The following is a 19,419-nucleotide window of genomic DNA, read 5'->3' on the forward strand; positions in this document are numbered from 1 at the left end:
TTCGCGTGATTTCCAGAAAGCAGCTTTGGCTGCTTTCTGTGTTTCTGAGAGACCAACATGACTGACGCCGCCCAACGTATCTTGCAGCTCCGCGCCGAGCTGGATCAGCATAATTATCGTTATCACGTACTCGATGAGCCGAGTATTCCTGATGCTGAATACGACCGCCTATTTCACGAGCTCAAAGCGCTAGAGACGCAGCATCCCAACCTGGTCACCCCTGACTCGCCAACCCAGCGAGTCGGTAGCTTGGCGCTGTCGGCGTTCGGCGAGGTTAAGCATGAAGTGCCCATGCTCAGCTTGGGGAATGCCTTCGAAGAAGCAGACTTGGAGAGTTTTGATCGTCGTGTTCGTGAGGGGCTGGATCTGCCTGCGGATGACCGGTCGGCTGGTGATCTGTTCGGTTCGGTGCAAGAGGTTGAATACAGCTGTGAGCCTAAGCTGGACGGGCTTGCGGTCAGCCTTCTGTATGAAAACGGCATGCTGGTGCGTGGCGCTACGCGCGGTGACGGCAGCACGGGCGAGGATATCAGCGTCAACGTGCGTACCATTCGCAACGTGCCGCTGAAGCTGCAAGGCGAAGGTTGGCCGCAGGTGCTTGAGGTCCGTGGCGAAGTGTTTATGTCCAAAGCCGGATTTGAGGCGCTTAACGCCAGGCAAATGGAGCAGGGCGGCAAGGTTTTTGCCAATCCGCGTAATGCCGCTGCCGGCAGCTTGCGCCAGCTCGATTCGAAAATTACTGCCAGTCGCCCGCTGGAATTCTGTTGCTACGGCATCGGCCAAGTGCACGGCGATTTGCCAGAAACTCATATTGGGATCTTGCACGCGCTCAGAGATTGGGGCATGCCCATTAGCCGTGAGTTGAAGTTGGCGAAAGGCGCACAAGCGTGCCTCGATTACTACCACGACATTGGCCAGCGTCGAGCGGCGCTGGCCTACGAGATTGACGGGGTTGTGTTCAAGGTCAACAGCCTGGCCCAGCAACGCGAGCTTGGTTTCAGGGCGCGCGAGCCACGTTGGGCCATCGCTCATAAATTTCCGGCGCTAGAAGAGCTCACCGAGCTGCTTGCAGTTGAGTTTCAGGTCGGTCGTACGGGTGCTGTAACCCCTGTTGCGCGGTTAAAGCCGGTAAAAGTCGCTGGCGTTACAGTGTCGAACGCTACGCTGCACAATATGGATGAGGTTGCCCGTCTCGGCCTGATGATTGGCGACACGGTGATTATTCGTCGCGCGGGCGATGTCATTCCGCAAGTGGTGCAGGTGGTTACTGAGCGACGACCAGACTGGAGCCCTGAAGAGTCTGAGCAACGCAGCGTCAAGGTTCCAGGGCAGTGTCCGGTGTGCGGCTCTGCTGTTGAACGTACGCAATTGGTTAAGCGCAGCAAGGGTAAGGAGTCATTTACTGATGGTTCAATCTACCGCTGCGTGGGCCGTCTGGCCTGTGGCGCTCAGCTCAAGCAGGCAATTATCCACTTTGTTTCACGCCGGGCCATGGATATCGAGGGCTTGGGCGAGAAGAGCGTTGAGCAACTGGTTGATGAGGGCTTGGTTAATTCACCAGCGGATTTATACACCCTGACCTTCGAGCAGATCGTTGGGCTGGAAGGCTTTGCTGAGTTGTCGAGTAACAACCTGCTTGAGGCGATCAAGCAAAGCCGTAAGCCGACGCTGGCACGGTTTATCTATGCGCTTGGGATACCTGATGTAGGCGAAGAGACTGCCAAGCTGTTAGCGCGTGCCTTGGGCTCGCTGGTGCGCATTCGTCAAGCCTTGCCTGAAGTGTTGACCTATTTGCCTGATGTCGGTTTAGAAGTGGCGCATGAGATCCATAGTTTTTTTGCCGATGAACATAATCAGTCGGTAATCGGCCAATTAATTGCCCGGGGTATCGAGTTACAAGAAGAAGGTGATTTGCACCCTGAGTTTGCAGCAAGCACCACACTCGCCGGTTTTATCGCCAAATTGAACATCGCTTTTATTGCGGCGACAGGGGCCGAACGACTGGCCAGTAAATTCGGTTCTGTGCAGGGCATTATTGATGCCGACTGGTTGGATGTACGCCAGGTTGAGCGACTCAGCGAAAAAGCGGCTAAATCCTTGCGCGAGTTCTTTGATAACCCCGCTAACGCTCAGCATGCACTCGCTATAGAGCAACAGTTACTCGAGTTTGGCATGCACTGGCAGAGCGAAAAAAAGCAGCTCGAAGGCTTACCGCTGGCGGGGCAGACCTGGGTGCTTACCGGCAGTCTCGAAATCATGAGTAGGGATGTCGCCAAAGAAAAGCTTGAGGCGTTGGGCGCTAAAGTCGCCGGTTCGGTCTCGGCTAAAACCAGCTGCGTGGTTGCCGGCCCCGGTGCGGGCTCAAAGTTGGCAAAGGCTAATGACTTGGGCTTGAGGGTGCTGGACGAGGAGGCATTTCTGGCGGTGCTGGCCGACTACGGGGTAACCGGTTAAATCAAGTAACCGCTCAAGCATTCGGCTGAATTGACTTGAGCGGTGCATCGTGCGGCTTACCTACGGCTTAACGAGGTCTTGCCGACTCTCTGTGACGCCTAGTTGATGGCGTCAGTCAGTGCTTTGGCTGGCACGTATTTAACGACTTTCTTGGCTGCAATTTCGATGGCCTTGCCCGTTTGCGGGTTGCGCCCGGTGCGTGCTGGACGTGCAGTTACTTTCAGCTTACCAATGCCAGGAAGAGTGATTTCGTCACCGTTTTCCAGCGCATCGCTTACTATTTCGCTCAGTTGATCAAGCGCGGCACGTACAGTGGTCTTAGGGGTGTCGATGGCTTCGGCGATATCACTGATCAATTGGTCTTTGGTCATAGCCATGTTGTAGCTCCTTGATTGATTGAGGGCTCTTGTCGTGCCCGCGCAGGTTACTGCGTTTTGAGTCGCAGGTATTGTTTATAGGCTATTGCCTAAAGATAGCGACCTGTTTCTGACTCGCAGTTCGACAAGAAATTCCGTTGGGAATGCATTTCTGCGATTAATAATAATCACGCTACTTGGCCGGCATGCCTGCGCTAGACCATGCGCTGCATGGCTAGCACTTGAACTTTTCAGGCCGCTTGATCAATAAGCCGTGATGACTTGGCGTCCATTAGATGTGGACGATCTAAATCCTAGTCGCTCCATTATTCGGCGCTAGCATCAGTCTTTTGCCTGGGTTAGGCCGTGATTCATATCAACTTTTCAGCAATGAGCTGGCGCACCGATTGTGATCGGGTGTGACGCTATTGGGGGCGAGCGGTTGGGTCTGCCATTTGCCGCAGGAGACGAGCTATTTTATCGCTAAGTGCTTGAACCGGTTGTAACTTTAAATCAAGCCGGTACAATGGCGCGGCTCGCTTCTAGTGGGCAGCGTGATGGTGGTCCTGCCGGTCCCCCCGCAACGATTACCCGTGAACCTGGTCAGATCCGGAAGGAAGCAGCCACAGCGGGAACATTGTGTGCCGGGGTGTGGCTGGTGGGACCGCCTCCAATCTATAAATCCTTCAGCGTGGGGATTTATCAGCCAAATGCGCCCTTGGCGTTGCAGTATCTAACTGCTCCATCTCTATCTCTTCAATGTCTATAGCTGCATCAGAACGCGACTAATCTTTGTCATTGGTTTATTGCGATTGATCGCTGCTGCGCGCTAAAGCTGCACGCCATAAAAAAGCCCCACAATTGCGGGGCTTTTTGTTTTGGCTGGGATCATGCAATGCGATAGCTTAGAACGCTGTCCTGCTCTTTCAGGGCTTTGCGCATTTCTGCGGGGATCGAGCCTGAGCGTACGGCCAGTTCCAAGCGGATTTCTTCAAGGCTTTGCGCGAAGCTCTCGGTGTCATTGAGCTGTGCTGCGCTGAGCACGCGGCTGTAGACCGTGGTTTCGGTTTCATCAAGCAGCGAAAGCACAATGCTACCGTCTGGGCGTGGCGAGCTGAAGGTGGTGCGCAGCGGGGCAAACAGGTTCTCTACATTCGACTGAATAGTGTTATCCATTACTTTATTCCATCCTGTGCGGTGATTCAGTTAGACGCGAGTCTAGCTGCAAAGTTCGCTATTTGTCGGTTGTTTTGCAGTCATTTAGCGGTAAAAATGCTTGAAAACACTGCTAGAGCCGCGGGTTAGGCGTGTTTTTGCTACTAGGATTATTTTGCGTCATAGCACTAAAACCCGTTTCATATTCAATGAAACGGGTTCTGTTTGGCGTCAGGAGAGAGCGCTGAGAAGAGAGCGCTGAGAGCTTATGCTGCGAGTGACTCGCGGGCGCGCTCAATTACTTGCTGGAGGCGTTCGCCATTGTATTGGCCTGGGTACAGGCGCTGGCTGTGCTTGGCTATGCCAGCCTGGTTGACAATGGTGAAGCTAAAGCTGCCTTTGCGTGCAGCGAGAATGCGGCAATCAAATGGCGCAAATGCGCTGGATAGGGTGCGAATGGCATCCTGAATTTGTATATGTGTATTCATTTTTTTGGGTGTTTCCTAAAGCTACATGCGCATCATTGCGCGGATAAAGCTCCAACATCCGGCCCGGTTCAGGCTGGCGGTCTTAATGTAATCGGAGCGAAGTTGCGCGACTAAGTTCCAGTAACGATATCGTTAGCGGCGGGTTAATCGGGTCTGTACTTCGGAGGCAGGCGGGCGTTATCGCTTAAGCGTGGCAGCCTGATCAGTCAGCAGGGTGGGTCTTGGTTGAGAGCTGTGTAGCACCGTTATACGAATGCGCTCTGAACTTGAATCCAACGAGGGGGCCTTTAAGTCTTTCGACTTAGCGTCTTATGACATTGGGCTTATTTGACTTACAGCGTGGTACGAACAACGAGCATGATATCCGGCTGATCAAAAAATAGCCAGTGCTTTTATTGGTCATTTAGCTAGCCTGCATTTATAGCATTGTAGAGCAGATGCAATTTGCCCGGTGCTCCGTTAGGATTAGCTCACTTTTGCTTCCTCACGCGACGGGTTTCGATGAGTTATCAGGTTCTTGCACGCAAATGGCGTCCGCGCACATTCAGTGAAATGGTGGGGCAGACCCACGTACTCAAAGCGCTGATCAATGCTCTGGACAGCCAACGCTTACACCATGCGTATCTGTTCACTGGCACCCGTGGTGTGGGTAAAACCACAATCGCGCGGATTATTGCCAAGTGCCTGAACTGCGAAACGGGTATCAGTTCGACACCTTGCGGCACCTGCTCGATCTGTAAGGAAATCGATGAGGGGCGCTTCGTCGACCTGATTGAAGTCGATGCCGCGAGCCGTACCAAGGTTGAAGACACCCGTGAGCTGCTCGACAATGTGCAGTATTCGCCAAGCCGTGGTCGCTTTAAGGTTTACCTGATCGACGAAGTGCACATGCTTTCTTCGCACTCGTTCAATGCCTTGCTGAAAACCCTTGAAGAGCCGCCACCGCACGTTAAATTCCTGCTGGCCACCACTGATCCGCAAAAGTTGCCAGTGACAATTCTCTCGCGTTGCTTGCAGTTTTCGCTGAAGAACATGCCACCTGAGCGGGTAGTTGAACACTTAACTCATGTATTGGGTGTCGAGCAGATTCCTTTTGAGGATGACGCGCTGTGGCTGCTCGGCCGTGCAGCTGATGGCTCAATGCGTGATGCCATGAGCTTGACCGATCAAGCGATCTCGTTCGGCGAAGGCAAAGTGCTCGCCGCTGACGTGCGGGCAATGCTCGGCACACTTGATCATGGCCAGGTTTACGGGGTGCTGCATGCACTGCTTGAAGGCGATGCGCGCGGCGTGATCGATGCTGTGCGTCATCTCGCTGAGCAAGGTCCTGACTGGGCTGGCGTGCTGGCTGAGATACTCAATGTATTGCACCGCGTGGCAATTGCCCAGGCGCTGCCCGATGCAGTCGATAATGGCCAAGGCGATCGCGAACGAGTGATGGCGTTGGCGCAGGCGTTACCTGCGGAAGATATCCAGTTTTATTACCAGATGGGTTTGATCGGTCGTCGCGATTTGCCACTGGCACCGGATCCACGTAGCGGCTTTGAGATGGTGCTGCTGCGTATGCTGGCGTTCAGGCCCGCCGATACCGACGACGCGCCGAGGGTGGCGCTAAAGCCAGTAGGGATTAGCCAAGCCACTGCTAATCCCCAACCAGAATCAGTGGCTGGCGCTGCACAAGCAGCTCCGGCAGCTATTCCGGCGCCTCTTAATCCGGTAATAGAGACGCCTGCGCCTGTGACGACTCAGCCAGTAACGGCCCCTGCGGCAACAGTCGCTAGCGAGCCCGTTGCCGAGCCGGTGCCTGAACCCGCAGTAGAGGCTATAGCTGATCAGCCAGCGCCAGTGGCTGAAGTTGCGCCTGCACCGGCCCCGGTTGTTGCTGCCGCGCCTGAATCAAGTACCGCGCCTGCGGTAACCAGCTTGCCTTGGGAAGAACAAGCGAGTGAGCCACTTGTCGGCGTAGAAGCGGCTGCTGAGTTGGTTAATCCGCCGGCTGAAATCATCGAGGCAATCGAGCAGGGCGCTCAGGTGATTGCCGTGGCTGAGCCAGAAGCCGACGAAGCGGATGATGACGAGCCGCCACTGGATTATGATTACGTAGAAGTAGATGCTGACTCGATTGATTACGACTTCGACTCAGTTGAGCCTTCGCTACCGGCCGAGGCTGAACCACAACCCGCCATGCAGCCCGCAACCGGACTCGCGGCCGATTGGTTGCAGTTGTTTCCCGAGTTGGGTCTGTCGGGCATGACCGGTAGCATTGCAGCTAATTGCACGCTTATCTCGGTGGAAGGCGATAGCTGGTTGTTGCACCTTGATCCCGGCCATAGCGCGTTGTTCAATGCGACTCAGCAGCGTCGTTTGAATGATGCGCTCAATGCTCAGCAAGGCCGCGCCATCGAGCTGAAAATTGAATTGATTACCCCTGAACAGGAAACCCCTGCACAGGCCGCTGCACGCAAGCGCGCGAATCGCCAGCGTGATGCAGAAGAGTCGATCAACAGCGATTCTTATGTGCAGCAAATGATCCAGCAGTTCACCGCAGTAATCCGTGCGGAAAGTATTGAACCGATTGATACCCCAGTTAACCCCTGAATACCGAGGACAACACCATGATGAAAGGTGGCGGCATGGCCGGCTTGATGAAGCAGGCGCAGCAGATGCAAGAAAAAATGCAGAAAATGCAGGAAGAATTGGCCAATGCAGAAGTAACCGGTCAATCCGGTGCAGGCTTGGTCAGTGTTGTCATGACAGGGCGCCACGACGTCAAGCGCATCAGCCTGGATGACAGCCTGATGCAGGAAGACAAGGAAATCCTTGAAGACCTGATCGCTGCTGCTGTTAACGATGCTGTGCGTAAAGTTGAGCAGAACAGCCAGAGTAAAATGGCAGGCATGACTGACGGCATGCAACTGCCGCCAGGCTTTAAAATGCCTTTCTAAGGAACCTCTGCCTGCAGTCAAATCGTATGACTGCTTATACATCTGGGCTGATGTTTTACTGACCAGCCCAGATGTATTTCATCCTGCCGTGCTCTTCAGCTGACAGGTTTGGATGACCCTCAAATTGTTCGCTGTATTGCCCACACGAGTATTGCCATGAGCTTTAGCCCATTGATTCGTCAGTTAATCGATTCCTTGCGAGTATTGCCGGGAGTGGGGCAGAAGACTGCTCAACGTATGGCTTTGCAGTTGCTTGAGCGTGATCGCAGTGGTGCTTTGCGTTTAGCACAGACCCTGACGCAGGCGATGGAAGGTGTTGGCCACTGTCAGCAGTGCCGCACGCTCAGTGAAGAAGACATTTGCCACATCTGCCAAGACACACGGCGCGACGACACGCTGTTGTGTGTGGTCGAAGGGCCGATGGATGTTTACGCTGTCGAACAAACAGGCTTTCGCGGCCGTTACTTTGTGCTCAAGGGCCATTTGTCGCCGCTTGATGGGCTTGGGCCTGAGGCTATTGGTATCCCGCAGTTGCTCGCTCGCATTGAGCAGCAAGGCACTTTTAGTGAAGTGATTCTGGCAACCAACCCGACGGTTGAGGGTGAAGCAACCGCACACTACATCGCTCAACTGTTAGCCAATAAAGGCATGATCGCTTCGCGTATTGCTCACGGCATGCCGCTGGGCGGAGAGTTGGAGTTAGTCGATGGCGGCACCTTGGCGCACGCTCTGGCAGGGCGTCGACCGATCACTGTTTAAGCGAGCTGAGCGCACGCTAATCCTGTGCATTGCCACTCTGCCAATGCACGACAGTGCAGGGTGACTGCCAAGCCTAAGCGACTGATTGCTGCAAGCCACTGGATATTTGCTATTGAGAAGCATTACCATTAGCGTCTTCTGATAAAAGATGCCTGTGAGTGCGCGCAATGTCGGTGGTTGAGTTGTCTTCCGAGCAGTATGTACAACGTCTCTACACTGACCATAATGGTTGGCTGAATGTCTGGCTGCGCCGGCGTCTTGGTTGTGCGCATAACGCCGCGGATCTGGCGCAAGATACTTTTGTGCGCTTGCTCAGCTCACCTGAAAATCTAGCTTCGCTGCGCCAGCCACGAGCTTATCTTTCAACCATCGCCCATGGATTGGTGGTTAATTTCTGGCGTCGCCAGTCAGTTGAGCGTGCCTACCTTGATGCCTTGGCTGCGCAGCCAGAAGCATTGGCGCCTTCGCCCGAAGAACGCGAGTTGATAGTTGAAACCCTATTGGCCATCGACGCCATGCTTCTGCGTCTGCCGAGCAAGGTGCGTCAGGCGTTCCTGTTATCGCAGCTTGATGGGTTGACGTACGCTGTCATCGCCCAGCGTCTGAGTGTTTCTGAGCGCATGATTAAAAAGTATATGGCGCAAGCCATGCTGCATTGCTTGATGCTGGCGCAAGAATAGCGTGTCTGCATCAAGCGATTTCCACGTCCTTGAACAAGCCGCGCAATGGTTCGCGCTGTTAGCCAGCGAGCAGGTCAGCGACCAGCAACGCGAGGCATGGCAGCTATGGATCGCGAGTAATCCTGCGCATCAAGTCGCCTGGCACCAGGTGGAGCAGATCAGCGGTCAATTCCAGACGTTGCCTGTGGCTCAGCGCGGAGTTGTACGCAGTGCTTTGCAATCGGGCGCTCGTACCCGGCGCCAGGTACTTGCCGGTCTATTACTACTCAGCGGCGGCGCAGTGCTGAGCTTGGCGGTGTCGCGTAGAGCATTGCAGGGTTGGCTGGCTGATCAGGCCAGTACAACGGGGCAAATCAAGCAAATACGCTTGGCTGATGGCGGCCAGTTGTGGCTGAACAGCAACAGCTCAGTTGATATCACTTACGACCACCAGCAACGGCTGGTGCACCTATGGCAAGGTGAGTTGCTACTCGAAAGTGCAACTGATACTCAGCAACCCGCGCGGCCGATGTGTGTTGAAACCAGCGATGGCCGACTGCAGGCGCTGGGCACTCGTTTCAGCGTGCGCAAACGCCAGAACGGCAGCTTGCTTAGTGTCTTTGCTGGCGCGGTACGAATTACCTGTCAAAGCGGTGCGACCGAGGTGGTGCAAGCCGGAAAGCAGGTGTGGTTCGATCAACGGCAGATTGGCCGCATCAGCCCGGCATCACCTGCGCGCAATGCCTGGCAGCGCGGCATGTTGCTGGCGGATGACCGTTCGCTCGGCGACTTCATTAGCGAGCTTGCCGAGCATGTACCCGGCTATTTGGCGGTTGATCCACGGATTGCTGATCTGCGCATCGTCGGTGCCTTTGCGTTACATGACCCTGAACGCATCTATGCGGCGCTTGAGGCGAGCTTGCCGATACGGGTCAATCGGCGCTGGTCGTGGTGGGTGACTCTGGAACCGCGAACAAGTTAAAGCGCTGAATGCGGCCAGTGTTTTAGCGAATGAGAATTAATTTTATTTTTAGGTTCCCTTTTTCACGACTCGTTTGGCTTAGTTATATAACCATCTGTCAAAGGGTCATCCGATGCGTTCTACCAAGTCTCATCCAACTCGCTTGCGTCAGGCTGTGCGTTGCGCCGCACTGATGCTGCCACTTGCATTTCTGCCGCAGCTGTCCACCGCCGCGCAAGATGAGGCCGTGGATCAACACGTGCGTCAGTACAGTATTGCACCCGGTAAATTGTCTTCTGCATTGAGCCGTTTTGCCGGTGAGGCGGGGGTGATGCTGTCGGTCGATGCGCGGCTTACAGAAGGTAAGCAGACTCAGGGTTTGAACGGTGAATACGATGTTAACGAGGGGTTCAGGCGTTTGCTCGAAGGCACTGGCCTGCGCCTCAATCAGGACGCTCAAGGCGGCTACACGCTGCATGGTAATGACAGTGACGATGTCACCCAGTTGCCTGCAACAACCGTTAAAGGCTTCGCCCTGGGCAATGCGTTGGGCAACATCGATGGCTACAACGCGACCCACAGCAGTGTCGCCACCAAAACCAGCTTGCCGCTGCTGGAAACCTCGCAGTCGGTGTCGGTTGTAACCCGTGAGCAGATGGATGACCAAGGCGCACAAACCGTCGCCGAAGCGATGCGCTACACCCCCGGCGTGATGACCAATCCTTACGGCGCGACTCACCGCTACGACTATGTGGCAATGCGCGGCTTTAATGACGGTTCGGTGGACAACCTGTTCCTCGACGGGTTGAAAATGATGGGTGACAGCGGTACCTACAGCAGTCTGCAGGTTGACCCATATTTCCTTGAGCGTATCGATATTCTAAAGGGGCCATCATCAGTGCTTTATGGGCGTAGCCTGCCGGGTGGTTTGGCGGCGATGACGACCAAGAAGCCAGAGTTTCAGTCCTCGGGGCAGATCCAGGCGACTGTCGGCAGCAACAATAAGAAAGGCATTGGTTTCGACTTTACCGGACCATTGGATGACCAGCAGCGCATTGCCTATCGCCTGACTGGTTTAGTCGACAGCGGCGACACTCAATTCGACTACGCCGACGAGGAACGCTACGCCTTGATGCCCAGCGTTTCTATCGATTTCAGCGAAGATACCAATCTGACCTTGCAAGCGTATCTGCAGAAAGATCCGAACAGTGGTTACCACGGCGGCCTGCCAGCAGATGGCACGATCAACCGTCACGCTGGGCGTTATATCTCAGAGCACTTTTTTGAAGGTGAGCCGGATCAAGACAGCTTTGAGCGTGAGCAGCAGATGTTTGGCTATCAGTTCGAGCATCGCTTCAACGACACGTGGTCGGCGCGGCAAAACTTCCGCTATCAAACCTCGGATGTCAGTGCTGAGCAGGTGTATGCAGCAGGTTGGGCCAACGACAATGAACTGTATCGTGCTTACACCGGCGCCGACGAAAAGCTGCATGCCTGGATTATCGACACGATGCTCCAGGCCGAATTTAATACCGGCGCTGCGCAGCATACTGTGGTCACCGGCTTTGACTACCAACGACGCAAGACTCGCGTTGATTATACCGCCGGCAGTGCCAGCAACATTGATGCGTTCGACCCGATCTATGGCGGCACGGTGACAATCAACCCGGCTTGGTCGAGCAGCGCCACGCGCCGTCTTGAGCAAACCGGTGTGTATTTGCAGGATTTGATTGCCCTGGATAACTGGCGCTTCTCGCTGGGCATGCGTCAGGACTGGGTTAAGGTTGAATCAGAAGACGAAATCTACGGTGGCACCAGTAAAGATGAGCCCAGCCAGTTCACCGGTCGTGCTGGCGTGCTGTATCTGTTTGATAACGGTGTGGCGCCGTACATGAGTTATTCGGAGTCCTTCAATCCGAATGCCTATGCCGACCAGGACGGTAACCCGCTGGCGCCTACCGAAGGCAAGCAGTGGGAGTTTGGTTTGAAGTTCCAGCCCAATGGCACGGAAGATCTGTACACCGCAGCGCTGTTCCATATCGACCAGGAGAACCTCGCAACCAAAGCCGCGGATGAAGACTTCTATCGCCCAGTCGGCGCTGTACGTTCGCAAGGCCTTGAGCTGGAAGCCCGTCTGCAACTGACCGATGCCGTGCGCCTGCTGAGCAGCTACACCTACACCGATATTGAATACTCAAAATCGATAATCAGTACCGTCGACCCAACGCTGGATAATAAAGGCAACTCACCCACACAGGCGGCTGAGCACATGGCATCGATGTGGCTCGACTACAGCTTCCTTGTCGGTAGCCTCAATGGTTTGAAAGTTGGGGCTGGCGTGCGTTATGTCGGTGACAGCTGGGCAGATGCCGAGAACACGCTTGAGGTGCCGTCCTACACCTTGGTTGACGCATCCGTGGGTTATGACCTTGGTCAATTGGGCCTGCAAGGTGTGGATGTGCGGTTGAATGCCAACAACCTGACCAACGAAAAGTATGTAGCTTCTTGCGGTAGCCTTGACTACTGCTATTTCGGAGAAGAGCGCAACGTCACCGCGACGGTTAGTTACAACTTCTGATCCTGCTTATCCAGCGCCGGGGCTTCCGTTCCGGCGTTGGTTGGTCTGAATTACGCACGGCGTGCAGTGCTGGTTTATTTTCACGGCTCAAGCAGTTTGCTGCCGCGCTGACGATTTAGTCGGCGTTATGGCCGGTATCTCACCTTGTTTGCCTAGCAAGCGCTTGGTATGGTCGAAAGAAATGGCGAGCACTACTCATGACCAGCATGCACGACTATTTCGACGACTCCCATCGTTTGGTACGCGACACCGTCCGGCGTTTTGTTGAACGCGAAATCCTTCCGCATATCGACGCGTGGGAGGAGGCCGGTGAGTTCCCGCGTGAGCTTTATCAAAAGGCGGGTGTCGCAGGGATTCTGGGGATTGGTTACCCAGAACAGTTTGGTGGCAGTCATGAGGGAGATATATTCGCCAAAGTCGCTGCCAGCGAAGAGCTGATGCGTTCCGGCTCAGGCGGCTTGGTTGCCGGGTTAGGTTCGCTGGATATCGGTTTGCCGCCGGTGGTCAAGTGGGCCAAGCCAGCCTTGCGTGATCGCGTAGTGCCGCAGGTGCTTGCCGGTGAGAAGATCATGGCGTTGGCGGTCACCGAGCCATCTGGCGGTTCAGATGTGGCCAACCTGAAAACCCGTGCCATTCGTGACGGTGACTATTACCGCGTGACTGGCAGCAAGACCTTTATCACCAGCGGCGTTCGCGCTGACTATTACACCGTTGCGGTGCGCACCGGTGGCGATGGTTTCGGTGGGGTCAGCTTGTTGTTGATTGAGAAGGGCACCCGCGGATTTAGCGTCGGCCGTAAACTGAAGAAGATGGGGTGGTGGGCCTCGGACACAGCAGAGCTGTTTTTTGACGACTGCAGGGTGCCGGTCGAGAACCTGATTGGCTCAGAAAACATGGGTTTTGCCTGCATCATGGCTAACTTTCAGAGTGAGCGTTTGGCGTTGGCGATCATGGCCAACATGACTGCTCAGTTGGCGCTTGAAGAGTCGTTACAGTGGGCGCGCGAGCGGCAAGCGTTCGGTAAGCCGATAGGCAAATTCCAAGTGCTCAAACATCGTCTTGCTGAGATGGCCACGCAGCTGGAAGTGTCGCGAGAGTTCACCTATCGACAAGCTGCGCAAATGGCTGCGGGCAAAAGCGTGATCAAAGAAATCTCCATGGCCAAGAACTTCGCCACCGACATTGCCGACAAGATCACCTATGACGCCGTGCAGATACTCGGCGGCATGGGCTATATGCGCGAAAGCCTGGTCGAGCGGTTGTATCGCGACAATCGGATTCTTTCGATTGGCGGCGGCTCGCGTGAAATCATGAACGAAATCATCAGCAAGCAAATGGGCCTGTAACGGCTGTAGGGTGTGACAACGCGAAGCTTGTCCACCAAGTGTGCACAAAAACCTGAATATCTGCAGGTGTGTGGTAGGTGAAAAAGCAACGCCCGCCCTATGAGAGCGTCACCCGGCCATCACATTGCTGATTAGCTGGCGCTGCGCAGGCGGGCCAGGTCACGCAATGGCGGAGCACCAAACAGCCGGCTGTATTCGCGGCTGAACTGTGATGGGCTCTCGTACCCCACCTTGTAACTTGCCGCCGAGGCTTCAATCCCTTCGCAGAGCATTAGCCGTCGGGCTTCTTGTAGGCGCAATTGCTTCTGATATTGCAGTGGGCTCAGAGCCGTGACCGCTTTGAAGCGATGATGCAGGGTTGATTGACTGAGGTTAACTTCGCGCGCCAACTCCTCAATCCGCAAAGGGGCGGTGTAATTGCTATTTAGCCAATCAATGGCGCGGGAAATTCGGTGGCTTTGACTGTCGTTAATCACAATCGCATGTAACTGATGGCCTTGGTCACTGTGCAGCAAGCGATAGAAAATTTCACGCAGGATCAAGGGGGCGAGAATATTGATATCACGAGGCGTCTCCAGCAATTGCACCAAGCGAATGACTGCATCGAGTAGCGGCAGGTCTACCCGGTCGAGGTACAACCCCCGGCGTGGGCCGCTATTAGGCACGCCGATTGGGCCTGTGTCGGCAATCAGGTTACTGACCAGTGCTGGGTCGATATCAAGGCGCAGGCACAGATAAGGCTTTTCCGGCGTAGCTTGCGTGACATGTCCGGTGACCGGCAGTGGTACTGAAGCAACCAAGTAATTGAGCGGGTCGTACTGATAGATTTCATCAGCCAAACGCACCTCTTTACGGCCTTGGGCGATGATGCACAAGCTTGGCTTGTACAGCACCGGCATCGGCTGGGATGGCTGATCAGCACGGGCCAAAAATACGCCTTTTATTGCCGTTTCAATTAGCTCTGCCGCTGGCAGTAAGCGGCTTATAAGTGCTGCTAGCTGGTCTTGGCGTTGGGCAAGTAACTGGGGTGTTTGTTCGAGGCTGGTCATGGCATGTCTCTCGGTCAGTGCACAGAGCTTAGCTCGGCAGATCAGGCAATTGGTGGCTCGAGATGCACGAATGCAGGAATAGGCAAAAATTGGCTCTTAACAGGCAATTGAGGCTTACATGCCAGCGTTTTAAGATGCTTTAGCTGATCGGCGCTCATCCAGAAACTTTTAACTGTGCAGTTTTAGGCAATAACTATCCAGTAATTGGCTACCGGCAACAGTACGCGGCTGAGTAATCTTAGCTACAGGGTAATGCCCAGCTATCCAAGCGCAGCGCAAAGCTGGCGTAACATTCCAGCAGATGTGAAACCTGCACCGAACAAGCTTTTGCTGAAGTGGCATCACCCAAGCCAATCAGCATTCGCTACAGAGTATTCAAAACCGTTGGCGTGAATGAATGCCGAGGCTTTTACCCATAACCATGTGTTTGGCATATGCCGCTCAGAGCAACTTGATTTATCAGTCTGAGTAGCAGCGGTTATTACATAAATGGAGAGCGACATGACGACTTATCAGCGTGCCCTGATTCGGGCAAACAATGGCTGCGATGAGGTGCTCGGGGCATACTTGTGCGAGGCTTTTGATCATGCATCGTCTATTGCCGGTTGCACAGCCTTCACTATAGAAGCCGATCCACAGTTCAGCTCCAGTTGGCGGCTCAATGCTACCTGGGAGTCGACAGAAGCCATGCAAGCATTTATTGGCGGTGAGCAACTTGCCCAAGTCCTGAGCCATGCATTGCAACAAGGCTGGATACGTGAAATTAACTGCAACGTGCCGCACAGCCGCGCTGCAGCTTAGTAGGGTGAGCGCCTCAGGCTTGCACAACCAAGGCCTCAAGGTGGTCGATAATATCGTCTGGTTTCAACACCAAGACATCACTCTCAAGTGCATCAAGAATGACCTCGGCAGTGTTGCCGACCAAAGCACCTGAAATTCCGGTACGTGCAACTGTACCAATTACTGTCACCGCTGCTCCGAGGTTGTGCGCTGTGAGCGGGATCAGTGAGTCAGCCGGGCCTTCGGTGATGTGTAAGCGATCTTCACTGATGTCGTATTCAGCCTGAAACTCTCTGCATGCTGCACGATAGCGCGCTTCGATGGTTTCTTTGAGTTGAAATGTCGGGTCCGCAGCAGAAAGCATAGGCGTTGGGTGCGCGCTGATTACATGCAGCTTGGCATGGGCCAGACCCGCAATGTCGAAGCCATGGCTGATTATCCCAGAGTGCAGCGCCTGGTGCTCTTCATCCGAGTTACCCACATCGACGGCAGCCAGCACTATGCCGTTGGTCCAGGGGCGGTCGGTCTTGACCATCAGTACCGGGCTAGGGCAATAGCGAAGCAATTTCCAGTCGTCAGGGGTGAGGAGGGCACGCTTGAGCGGGTTGTCTGGCAGGTGTTGTTTTATGACCAAGCCACAACCTTCGGCCTGCTGCTCAGTAATAATGGTGTTGTGCAGGTTGCTACGCCAGGCTTGGTTGCTGCTCACGCTAAAGCCCTCGTCAATCATCACGTTGCTCACGTCTGCGAGTAACGCCGAGTGGTCTCCTTTATTGCTGCAAACCAGCAGGTGTAAATGAGAACCGGTGACGCCTGCAATCAACTTGGCGCGCTTCAGCGCTAGACCTTCCGGCAATTCGGGGTTGATCACAACGAGGATGCTACGGATTGCTTGCATGACTATCTCCCAGGGAATCAGCACATCTTCATCAACTATAGATGCATCCTGCGCGCTGTGTAGTTGATGCAAATCAATCTGCTGGGCTGGTTGTTTGCTGCGGCATTCGTATAATGTGCCGCCGGTATTTACGCCGGTATCGCCTTTGATTGTTGTGAATCTATGCCTCTGCTAGCCAAAATTGATTGTTTATCGCGTTCGAGCAGGCCTTTAGTGCCCGTTGCCGGGCTATCTTTGCCGTTCGTGCTTAACGCTCGGGAGCGTGTCTGTGCTGGCTGAGATCAATGAGTTTTTGGGTAGCGAAACGCCACAGGGCTGGATTGATGCCGCGCTCAACCAGCAAGAGGTGATGTTGCTGGACCACAAAAACTGTGAGTTCAAAGCCGCATCAACAGCGTTGAGCCTGATTGCCAAATACAACAATCATGCAGACTTGATCGTCTATATGTCGCGTTTGGCACGCGAAGAGCTGGTGCATCACGAGCAGGTTCTGCGCATTATCAAAAAGCGTAAAATTGCGCTGCGACCACTATCGGCTGGCCGCTATGCTTCGGGTTTACGAGCTGCAGTGCGTAATCATGAACCGGTGAAGATGGTCGATACGCTCGTCGTCGGTGCTTTTATCGAGGCGCGTAGTTGCGAGCGTTTCGCCAAGATCTATCCGCATTTGGATGAGGAGCTTGGCAAGTTTTACTACGGCTTGCTCAAGTCGGAAGCGCGGCACTACCAGCACTATCTTAAGTTTGCCTATCAGTTCGGCGAAGCGGCAGACGTTGACAAGACCATCGTACGGGTCAGAGAGATCGAGCAGCAGCTGATCGCCAGTCCTGACACCGAATTCCGCTTTCACAGTGGCGTTCCCACTGGCTTCTAAATAGCGTTAACCCCCCCTAAATCGATGCTTTCAGCTGCAAGCTTTGGCTTGCGGCTTTGTTGCGCCTAAAAAAAGTGCTACAAAATGTTTGATAATATAGCTGCCTAGGCAGTAATATCTCAGGCATTCTCTGCCTAGGCAGCTTTGTAGGTGCGCAATGAGTAATCCAACCCCGCCATTATTTCCATTTTCTGTGATGGGCCTGCTGATCGGTCGTACTGCTTTGCTGAAAGACCAGATTCTGGACCGTAACTTGGAGCCTTATTCGGTCACGGCAGCACAGTTCAAGGTGCTGATCATGATTGCCCATTTTGGGGTTGATACCCCCGCGGAGCTGTGTCGCCAACTGTCGTTAGACAGCGGAGCGATGACCCGCATGCTTGATCGACTTGAGCAGAAAGGACTGATTATTCGACGCCGTTGTGCGGCTGATCGACGCCAAGTGCGTTTAGCGCTGCCGCAAGAAGGTCAAGAATTGGCGGATTTGCTGCCGAAATTTGGTGCTGATGCGATGGATGAGTTACTCGGTGCTTTGACGCCCGAGGAGCACGCCACGCTCGAGAGAATCCTCAAGAAAGTACTGTTCAGCGCAGGAGACGTCATCACCATGCAACGTTTAGGTGACTCGCAATGAGTCGCGCATTCAAACAGCAATTTACCGTTGCACTGCTGGTGCTGAGTATGGCCGGCTGTGCCAATTACAAGGGGCTCAATACGTCGGCGACTGGCATCGATGCCAAGGAGTTGCAGGCGCAGAAATCGCTAAATGATGTCAAGGTTTCGCCCGCCGCCTGGCCCAAAACTGATTGGTGGAAAAAACTCGGCGATGCACAGCTTAATGGTCTTATTGCTGAGGCGCTGAAAGATAGCCCTGATTTACAACTTGCTGAGGCGCGTGCACATCAGGCCAGTGCTGCTGCCTATGCCGTGGATGCCTCGCGCATGCCTGAAATTGATGCGCAGGCTGGTGTCAATCGCTCACGTTTGGCCCGTGACCAGGATCCTATGGGCGAGGGCGGTCGTTACAGCACGTTGCGCACCGCAGCGATCGACTTCAATTACACCTTCGATTTATGGGGCGGTCAGCGTGCCGCATGGGAGGCTGCATTGGGTCAAGCCCGCGCTGCCGAAGTCGATCAAAAAGCTGCGCAACTGACTGTTGCCGCTGATGTTGCCCGCGCATACAACAACCTCGGCCAAGCGCATGTGCTGCATGATTTGGCTGTTGAAGACCTCAAACGCACCGAGCAAATGGTCAGCCTGGGCAAGCGGCGTATGGATGCAGGGATCGACAGTATTTATCAGTACCAGCAATCCGAGAGTCTTGCCGCCAGTTCCAAAGAGCAGCTGTTAGCGTCAGAAAAGGATCTGCAAAGTGCCAAGATCGCTTTGGCAGTTCTGCTCGGCAAGGGGCCGGACCGTGGTCAGCAAATTGCCCGCCCGGCAATTTTGCAGGCCAGTTCAGTGGCTTTGCCGAGCCAGTTGCCAGCGGAGCTGTTAGGCCGTCGTCCGGATATCGTCGCATCGCGCTGGCGAGTCGAGGCCGCCAGTAAAAGCATTGATGCGAGCAAAACACGCTTTTACCCCAACCTCAATCTGAGTGCTTCCGGCGGTGTTGAGTCGCTGTTGGGCGATGCCATGTTTGGCAATGCCAGCCGTTTCTTCTCAATAGGTCCAACTCTATCGCTGCCGCTGTTTGATGGAGGGCGTCTGCGTGCCGACTTGGATGCCCGTGATGCTGACTACGACCTGGCGGTCGCTCAGTACAACAAGAATCTGGTGCAGGCGCTGGGGCAGGTGAGTGACACGATCAACCAACTGCGGTCGATCGATCAACAGATCAGCTCACAGACCGTTGCCGCCAAGATTGCGCAGAACTCTTACGACACCGTAGCTGATCGTTATGGCTCGGGTGTTGGCAATTATCTCGACGTACTGAGCATTGAGCAGCAGTTACTGGCCGCCCAACGCCAACTGGCCAATCTCAATGCCGAACAAATCAACTTGTCGATCCTGCTGATGGAGGCGCTCGGCGGTGGTTTTCAACCCGACAGCGAGGCTCTCGATAGCACCTCGATAAACGCGCACGCCACTGCGCCGCTCACTGAATAATTAAG

17 protein-coding genes and 1 other RNA gene are annotated in these 19,419 nt (G+C 54.5%); 13 read left to right on the forward strand and 5 right to left on the reverse strand.

Features of this window, described 5'->3' with window-relative positions:
• Nucleotides 1–57: 57 nt before the first annotated feature.
• A complete protein-coding gene (gene ligA, locus B9K09_RS09760; protein ID WP_087516624.1) occupies nucleotides 58–2,454 on the forward strand; it encodes an NAD-dependent DNA ligase LigA in 2,397 nt (798 codons plus the stop codon).
• A 98-nt stretch (nucleotides 2,455–2,552) separates the two neighbouring features.
• Here ligA and B9K09_RS09765 read toward each other — a convergent pair whose 3' ends face one another.
• Nucleotides 2,553–2,831: an HU family DNA-binding protein gene (locus B9K09_RS09765; RefSeq protein ID WP_010490267.1), complete on the reverse strand. Its 279-nt coding sequence runs from the start codon at nucleotides 2,829–2,831 to the stop codon at nucleotides 2,553–2,555.
• A gap of 546 nt (nucleotides 2,832–3,377) precedes the next feature.
• Here B9K09_RS09765 and ffs point away from each other — a divergent pair.
• An RNA gene (gene ffs, locus B9K09_RS09770) (signal recognition particle sRNA small type) lies at nucleotides 3,378–3,474 on the forward strand.
• 224 nt (nucleotides 3,475–3,698) lie between these two features.
• On the opposite strand, the gene B9K09_RS09775 is transcribed toward ffs, so the two are convergent.
• Both B9K09_RS09775 and B9K09_RS09780 read right to left on the reverse strand, forming a co-directional pair.
• The gene (locus B9K09_RS09775) at nucleotides 3,699–3,986 is read right to left on the reverse strand and encodes a DUF3509 domain-containing protein (RefSeq protein WP_087516625.1); all 288 of its coding nucleotides are present in this window, start codon (nucleotides 3,984–3,986) and stop codon (nucleotides 3,699–3,701) included.
• 245 nt (nucleotides 3,987–4,231) lie between these two features.
• On the reverse strand, nucleotides 4,232–4,453 hold the full coding sequence (locus B9K09_RS09780) for a hypothetical protein (RefSeq protein ID WP_087516626.1): 222 nt from the start codon (nucleotides 4,451–4,453) through the stop codon (nucleotides 4,232–4,234).
• Between the two features lie 501 nt (nucleotides 4,454–4,954).
• On the opposite strand from B9K09_RS09780, the gene dnaX reads away from it, so the two are divergent.
• The 7 genes from dnaX (at nucleotide 4,955) to B9K09_RS09815 (ending at nucleotide 13,701) form a co-directional block, all read left to right on the forward strand.
• Nucleotides 4,955–7,051 (forward strand): DNA polymerase III subunit gamma/tau, encoded by a 2,097-nt coding sequence (dnaX, locus tag B9K09_RS09785; RefSeq protein ID WP_087516627.1) that lies wholly within the window; start codon nucleotides 4,955–4,957, stop codon nucleotides 7,049–7,051.
• 20 nt (nucleotides 7,052–7,071) lie between these two features.
• Nucleotides 7,072–7,398 carry a YbaB/EbfC family nucleoid-associated protein gene (locus tag B9K09_RS09790; RefSeq protein WP_010490263.1) on the forward strand — a complete coding sequence of 109 codons (327 nt, stop codon included), beginning with the start codon at nucleotides 7,072–7,074 and terminating at the stop codon, nucleotides 7,396–7,398.
• 156 nt (nucleotides 7,399–7,554) lie between these two features.
• On the forward strand, nucleotides 7,555–8,157 hold the full coding sequence (gene recR, locus B9K09_RS09795) for a recombination mediator RecR (RefSeq protein WP_087516628.1): 603 nt from the start codon (nucleotides 7,555–7,557) through the stop codon (nucleotides 8,155–8,157).
• 167 nt (nucleotides 8,158–8,324) lie between these two features.
• A complete protein-coding gene (locus B9K09_RS09800; RefSeq protein WP_087516629.1) occupies nucleotides 8,325–8,837 on the forward strand; it encodes a sigma-70 family RNA polymerase sigma factor in 513 nt (170 codons plus the stop codon).
• A 1-nt stretch (nucleotide 8,838) separates the two neighbouring features.
• Nucleotides 8,839–9,798 carry a FecR domain-containing protein gene (locus tag B9K09_RS09805; protein ID WP_087516630.1) on the forward strand — a complete coding sequence of 320 codons (960 nt, stop codon included), beginning with the start codon at nucleotides 8,839–8,841 and terminating at the stop codon, nucleotides 9,796–9,798.
• A gap of 112 nt (nucleotides 9,799–9,910) precedes the next feature.
• Nucleotides 9,911–12,355: a TonB-dependent siderophore receptor gene (locus tag B9K09_RS09810; RefSeq protein WP_087516631.1), complete on the forward strand. Its 2,445-nt coding sequence runs from the start codon at nucleotides 9,911–9,913 to the stop codon at nucleotides 12,353–12,355.
• A gap of 197 nt (nucleotides 12,356–12,552) precedes the next feature.
• Entirely contained in the window at nucleotides 12,553–13,701 is a 1,149-nt protein-coding gene (locus B9K09_RS09815; protein WP_087516632.1) for an acyl-CoA dehydrogenase family protein, read from the forward strand.
• Nucleotides 13,702–13,832: 131 nt separating this feature from the next.
• On the opposite strand, the gene B9K09_RS09820 is transcribed toward B9K09_RS09815, so the two are convergent.
• The gene (locus tag B9K09_RS09820) at nucleotides 13,833–14,750 is read right to left on the reverse strand and encodes an AraC family transcriptional regulator (RefSeq protein ID WP_087516633.1); all 918 of its coding nucleotides are present in this window, start codon (nucleotides 14,748–14,750) and stop codon (nucleotides 13,833–13,835) included.
• Nucleotides 14,751–15,251: 501 nt separating this feature from the next.
• Between B9K09_RS09820 and B9K09_RS09825 the strand changes: the two genes are divergently transcribed.
• The gene (locus tag B9K09_RS09825; RefSeq protein WP_087516634.1) at nucleotides 15,252–15,551 is read left to right on the forward strand and encodes a hypothetical protein; all 300 of its coding nucleotides are present in this window, start codon (nucleotides 15,252–15,254) and stop codon (nucleotides 15,549–15,551) included.
• 13 nt (nucleotides 15,552–15,564) lie between these two features.
• On the opposite strand, the gene B9K09_RS09830 is transcribed toward B9K09_RS09825, so the two are convergent.
• Complete coding sequence (locus B9K09_RS09830; RefSeq protein ID WP_087516635.1) at nucleotides 15,565–16,428, reverse strand: universal stress protein; 864 nt, start codon at nucleotides 16,426–16,428, stop codon at nucleotides 15,565–15,567.
• A gap of 268 nt (nucleotides 16,429–16,696) precedes the next feature.
• On the opposite strand from B9K09_RS09830, the gene B9K09_RS09835 reads away from it, so the two are divergent.
• The 3 genes from B9K09_RS09835 to B9K09_RS09845 all read left to right on the forward strand — a co-directional run bounded on the left by B9K09_RS09835 (nucleotide 16,697) and on the right by B9K09_RS09845 (nucleotide 19,414).
• Entirely contained in the window at nucleotides 16,697–17,302 is a 606-nt protein-coding gene (locus B9K09_RS09835; RefSeq protein WP_087516636.1) for a tRNA-(ms[2]io[6]A)-hydroxylase, read from the forward strand.
• Nucleotides 17,303–17,459: 157 nt separating this feature from the next.
• The gene (locus B9K09_RS09840; RefSeq protein WP_087516637.1) at nucleotides 17,460–17,936 is read left to right on the forward strand and encodes a MarR family winged helix-turn-helix transcriptional regulator; all 477 of its coding nucleotides are present in this window, start codon (nucleotides 17,460–17,462) and stop codon (nucleotides 17,934–17,936) included.
• Nucleotides 17,933–19,414 (forward strand): efflux transporter outer membrane subunit, encoded by a 1,482-nt coding sequence (locus tag B9K09_RS09845; RefSeq protein ID WP_087516638.1) that lies wholly within the window; start codon nucleotides 17,933–17,935, stop codon nucleotides 19,412–19,414. The genes B9K09_RS09840 and B9K09_RS09845 overlap by 4 nt, the downstream gene beginning before the upstream one ends.
• Nucleotides 19,415–19,419 lie beyond the last annotated feature (5 nt).

Origin of the sequence: Pseudomonas sp. M30-35, from assembly GCF_002163625.1 — a bacterium.
Taxonomy (GTDB): domain Bacteria; phylum Pseudomonadota; class Gammaproteobacteria; order Pseudomonadales; family Pseudomonadaceae; genus Aquipseudomonas.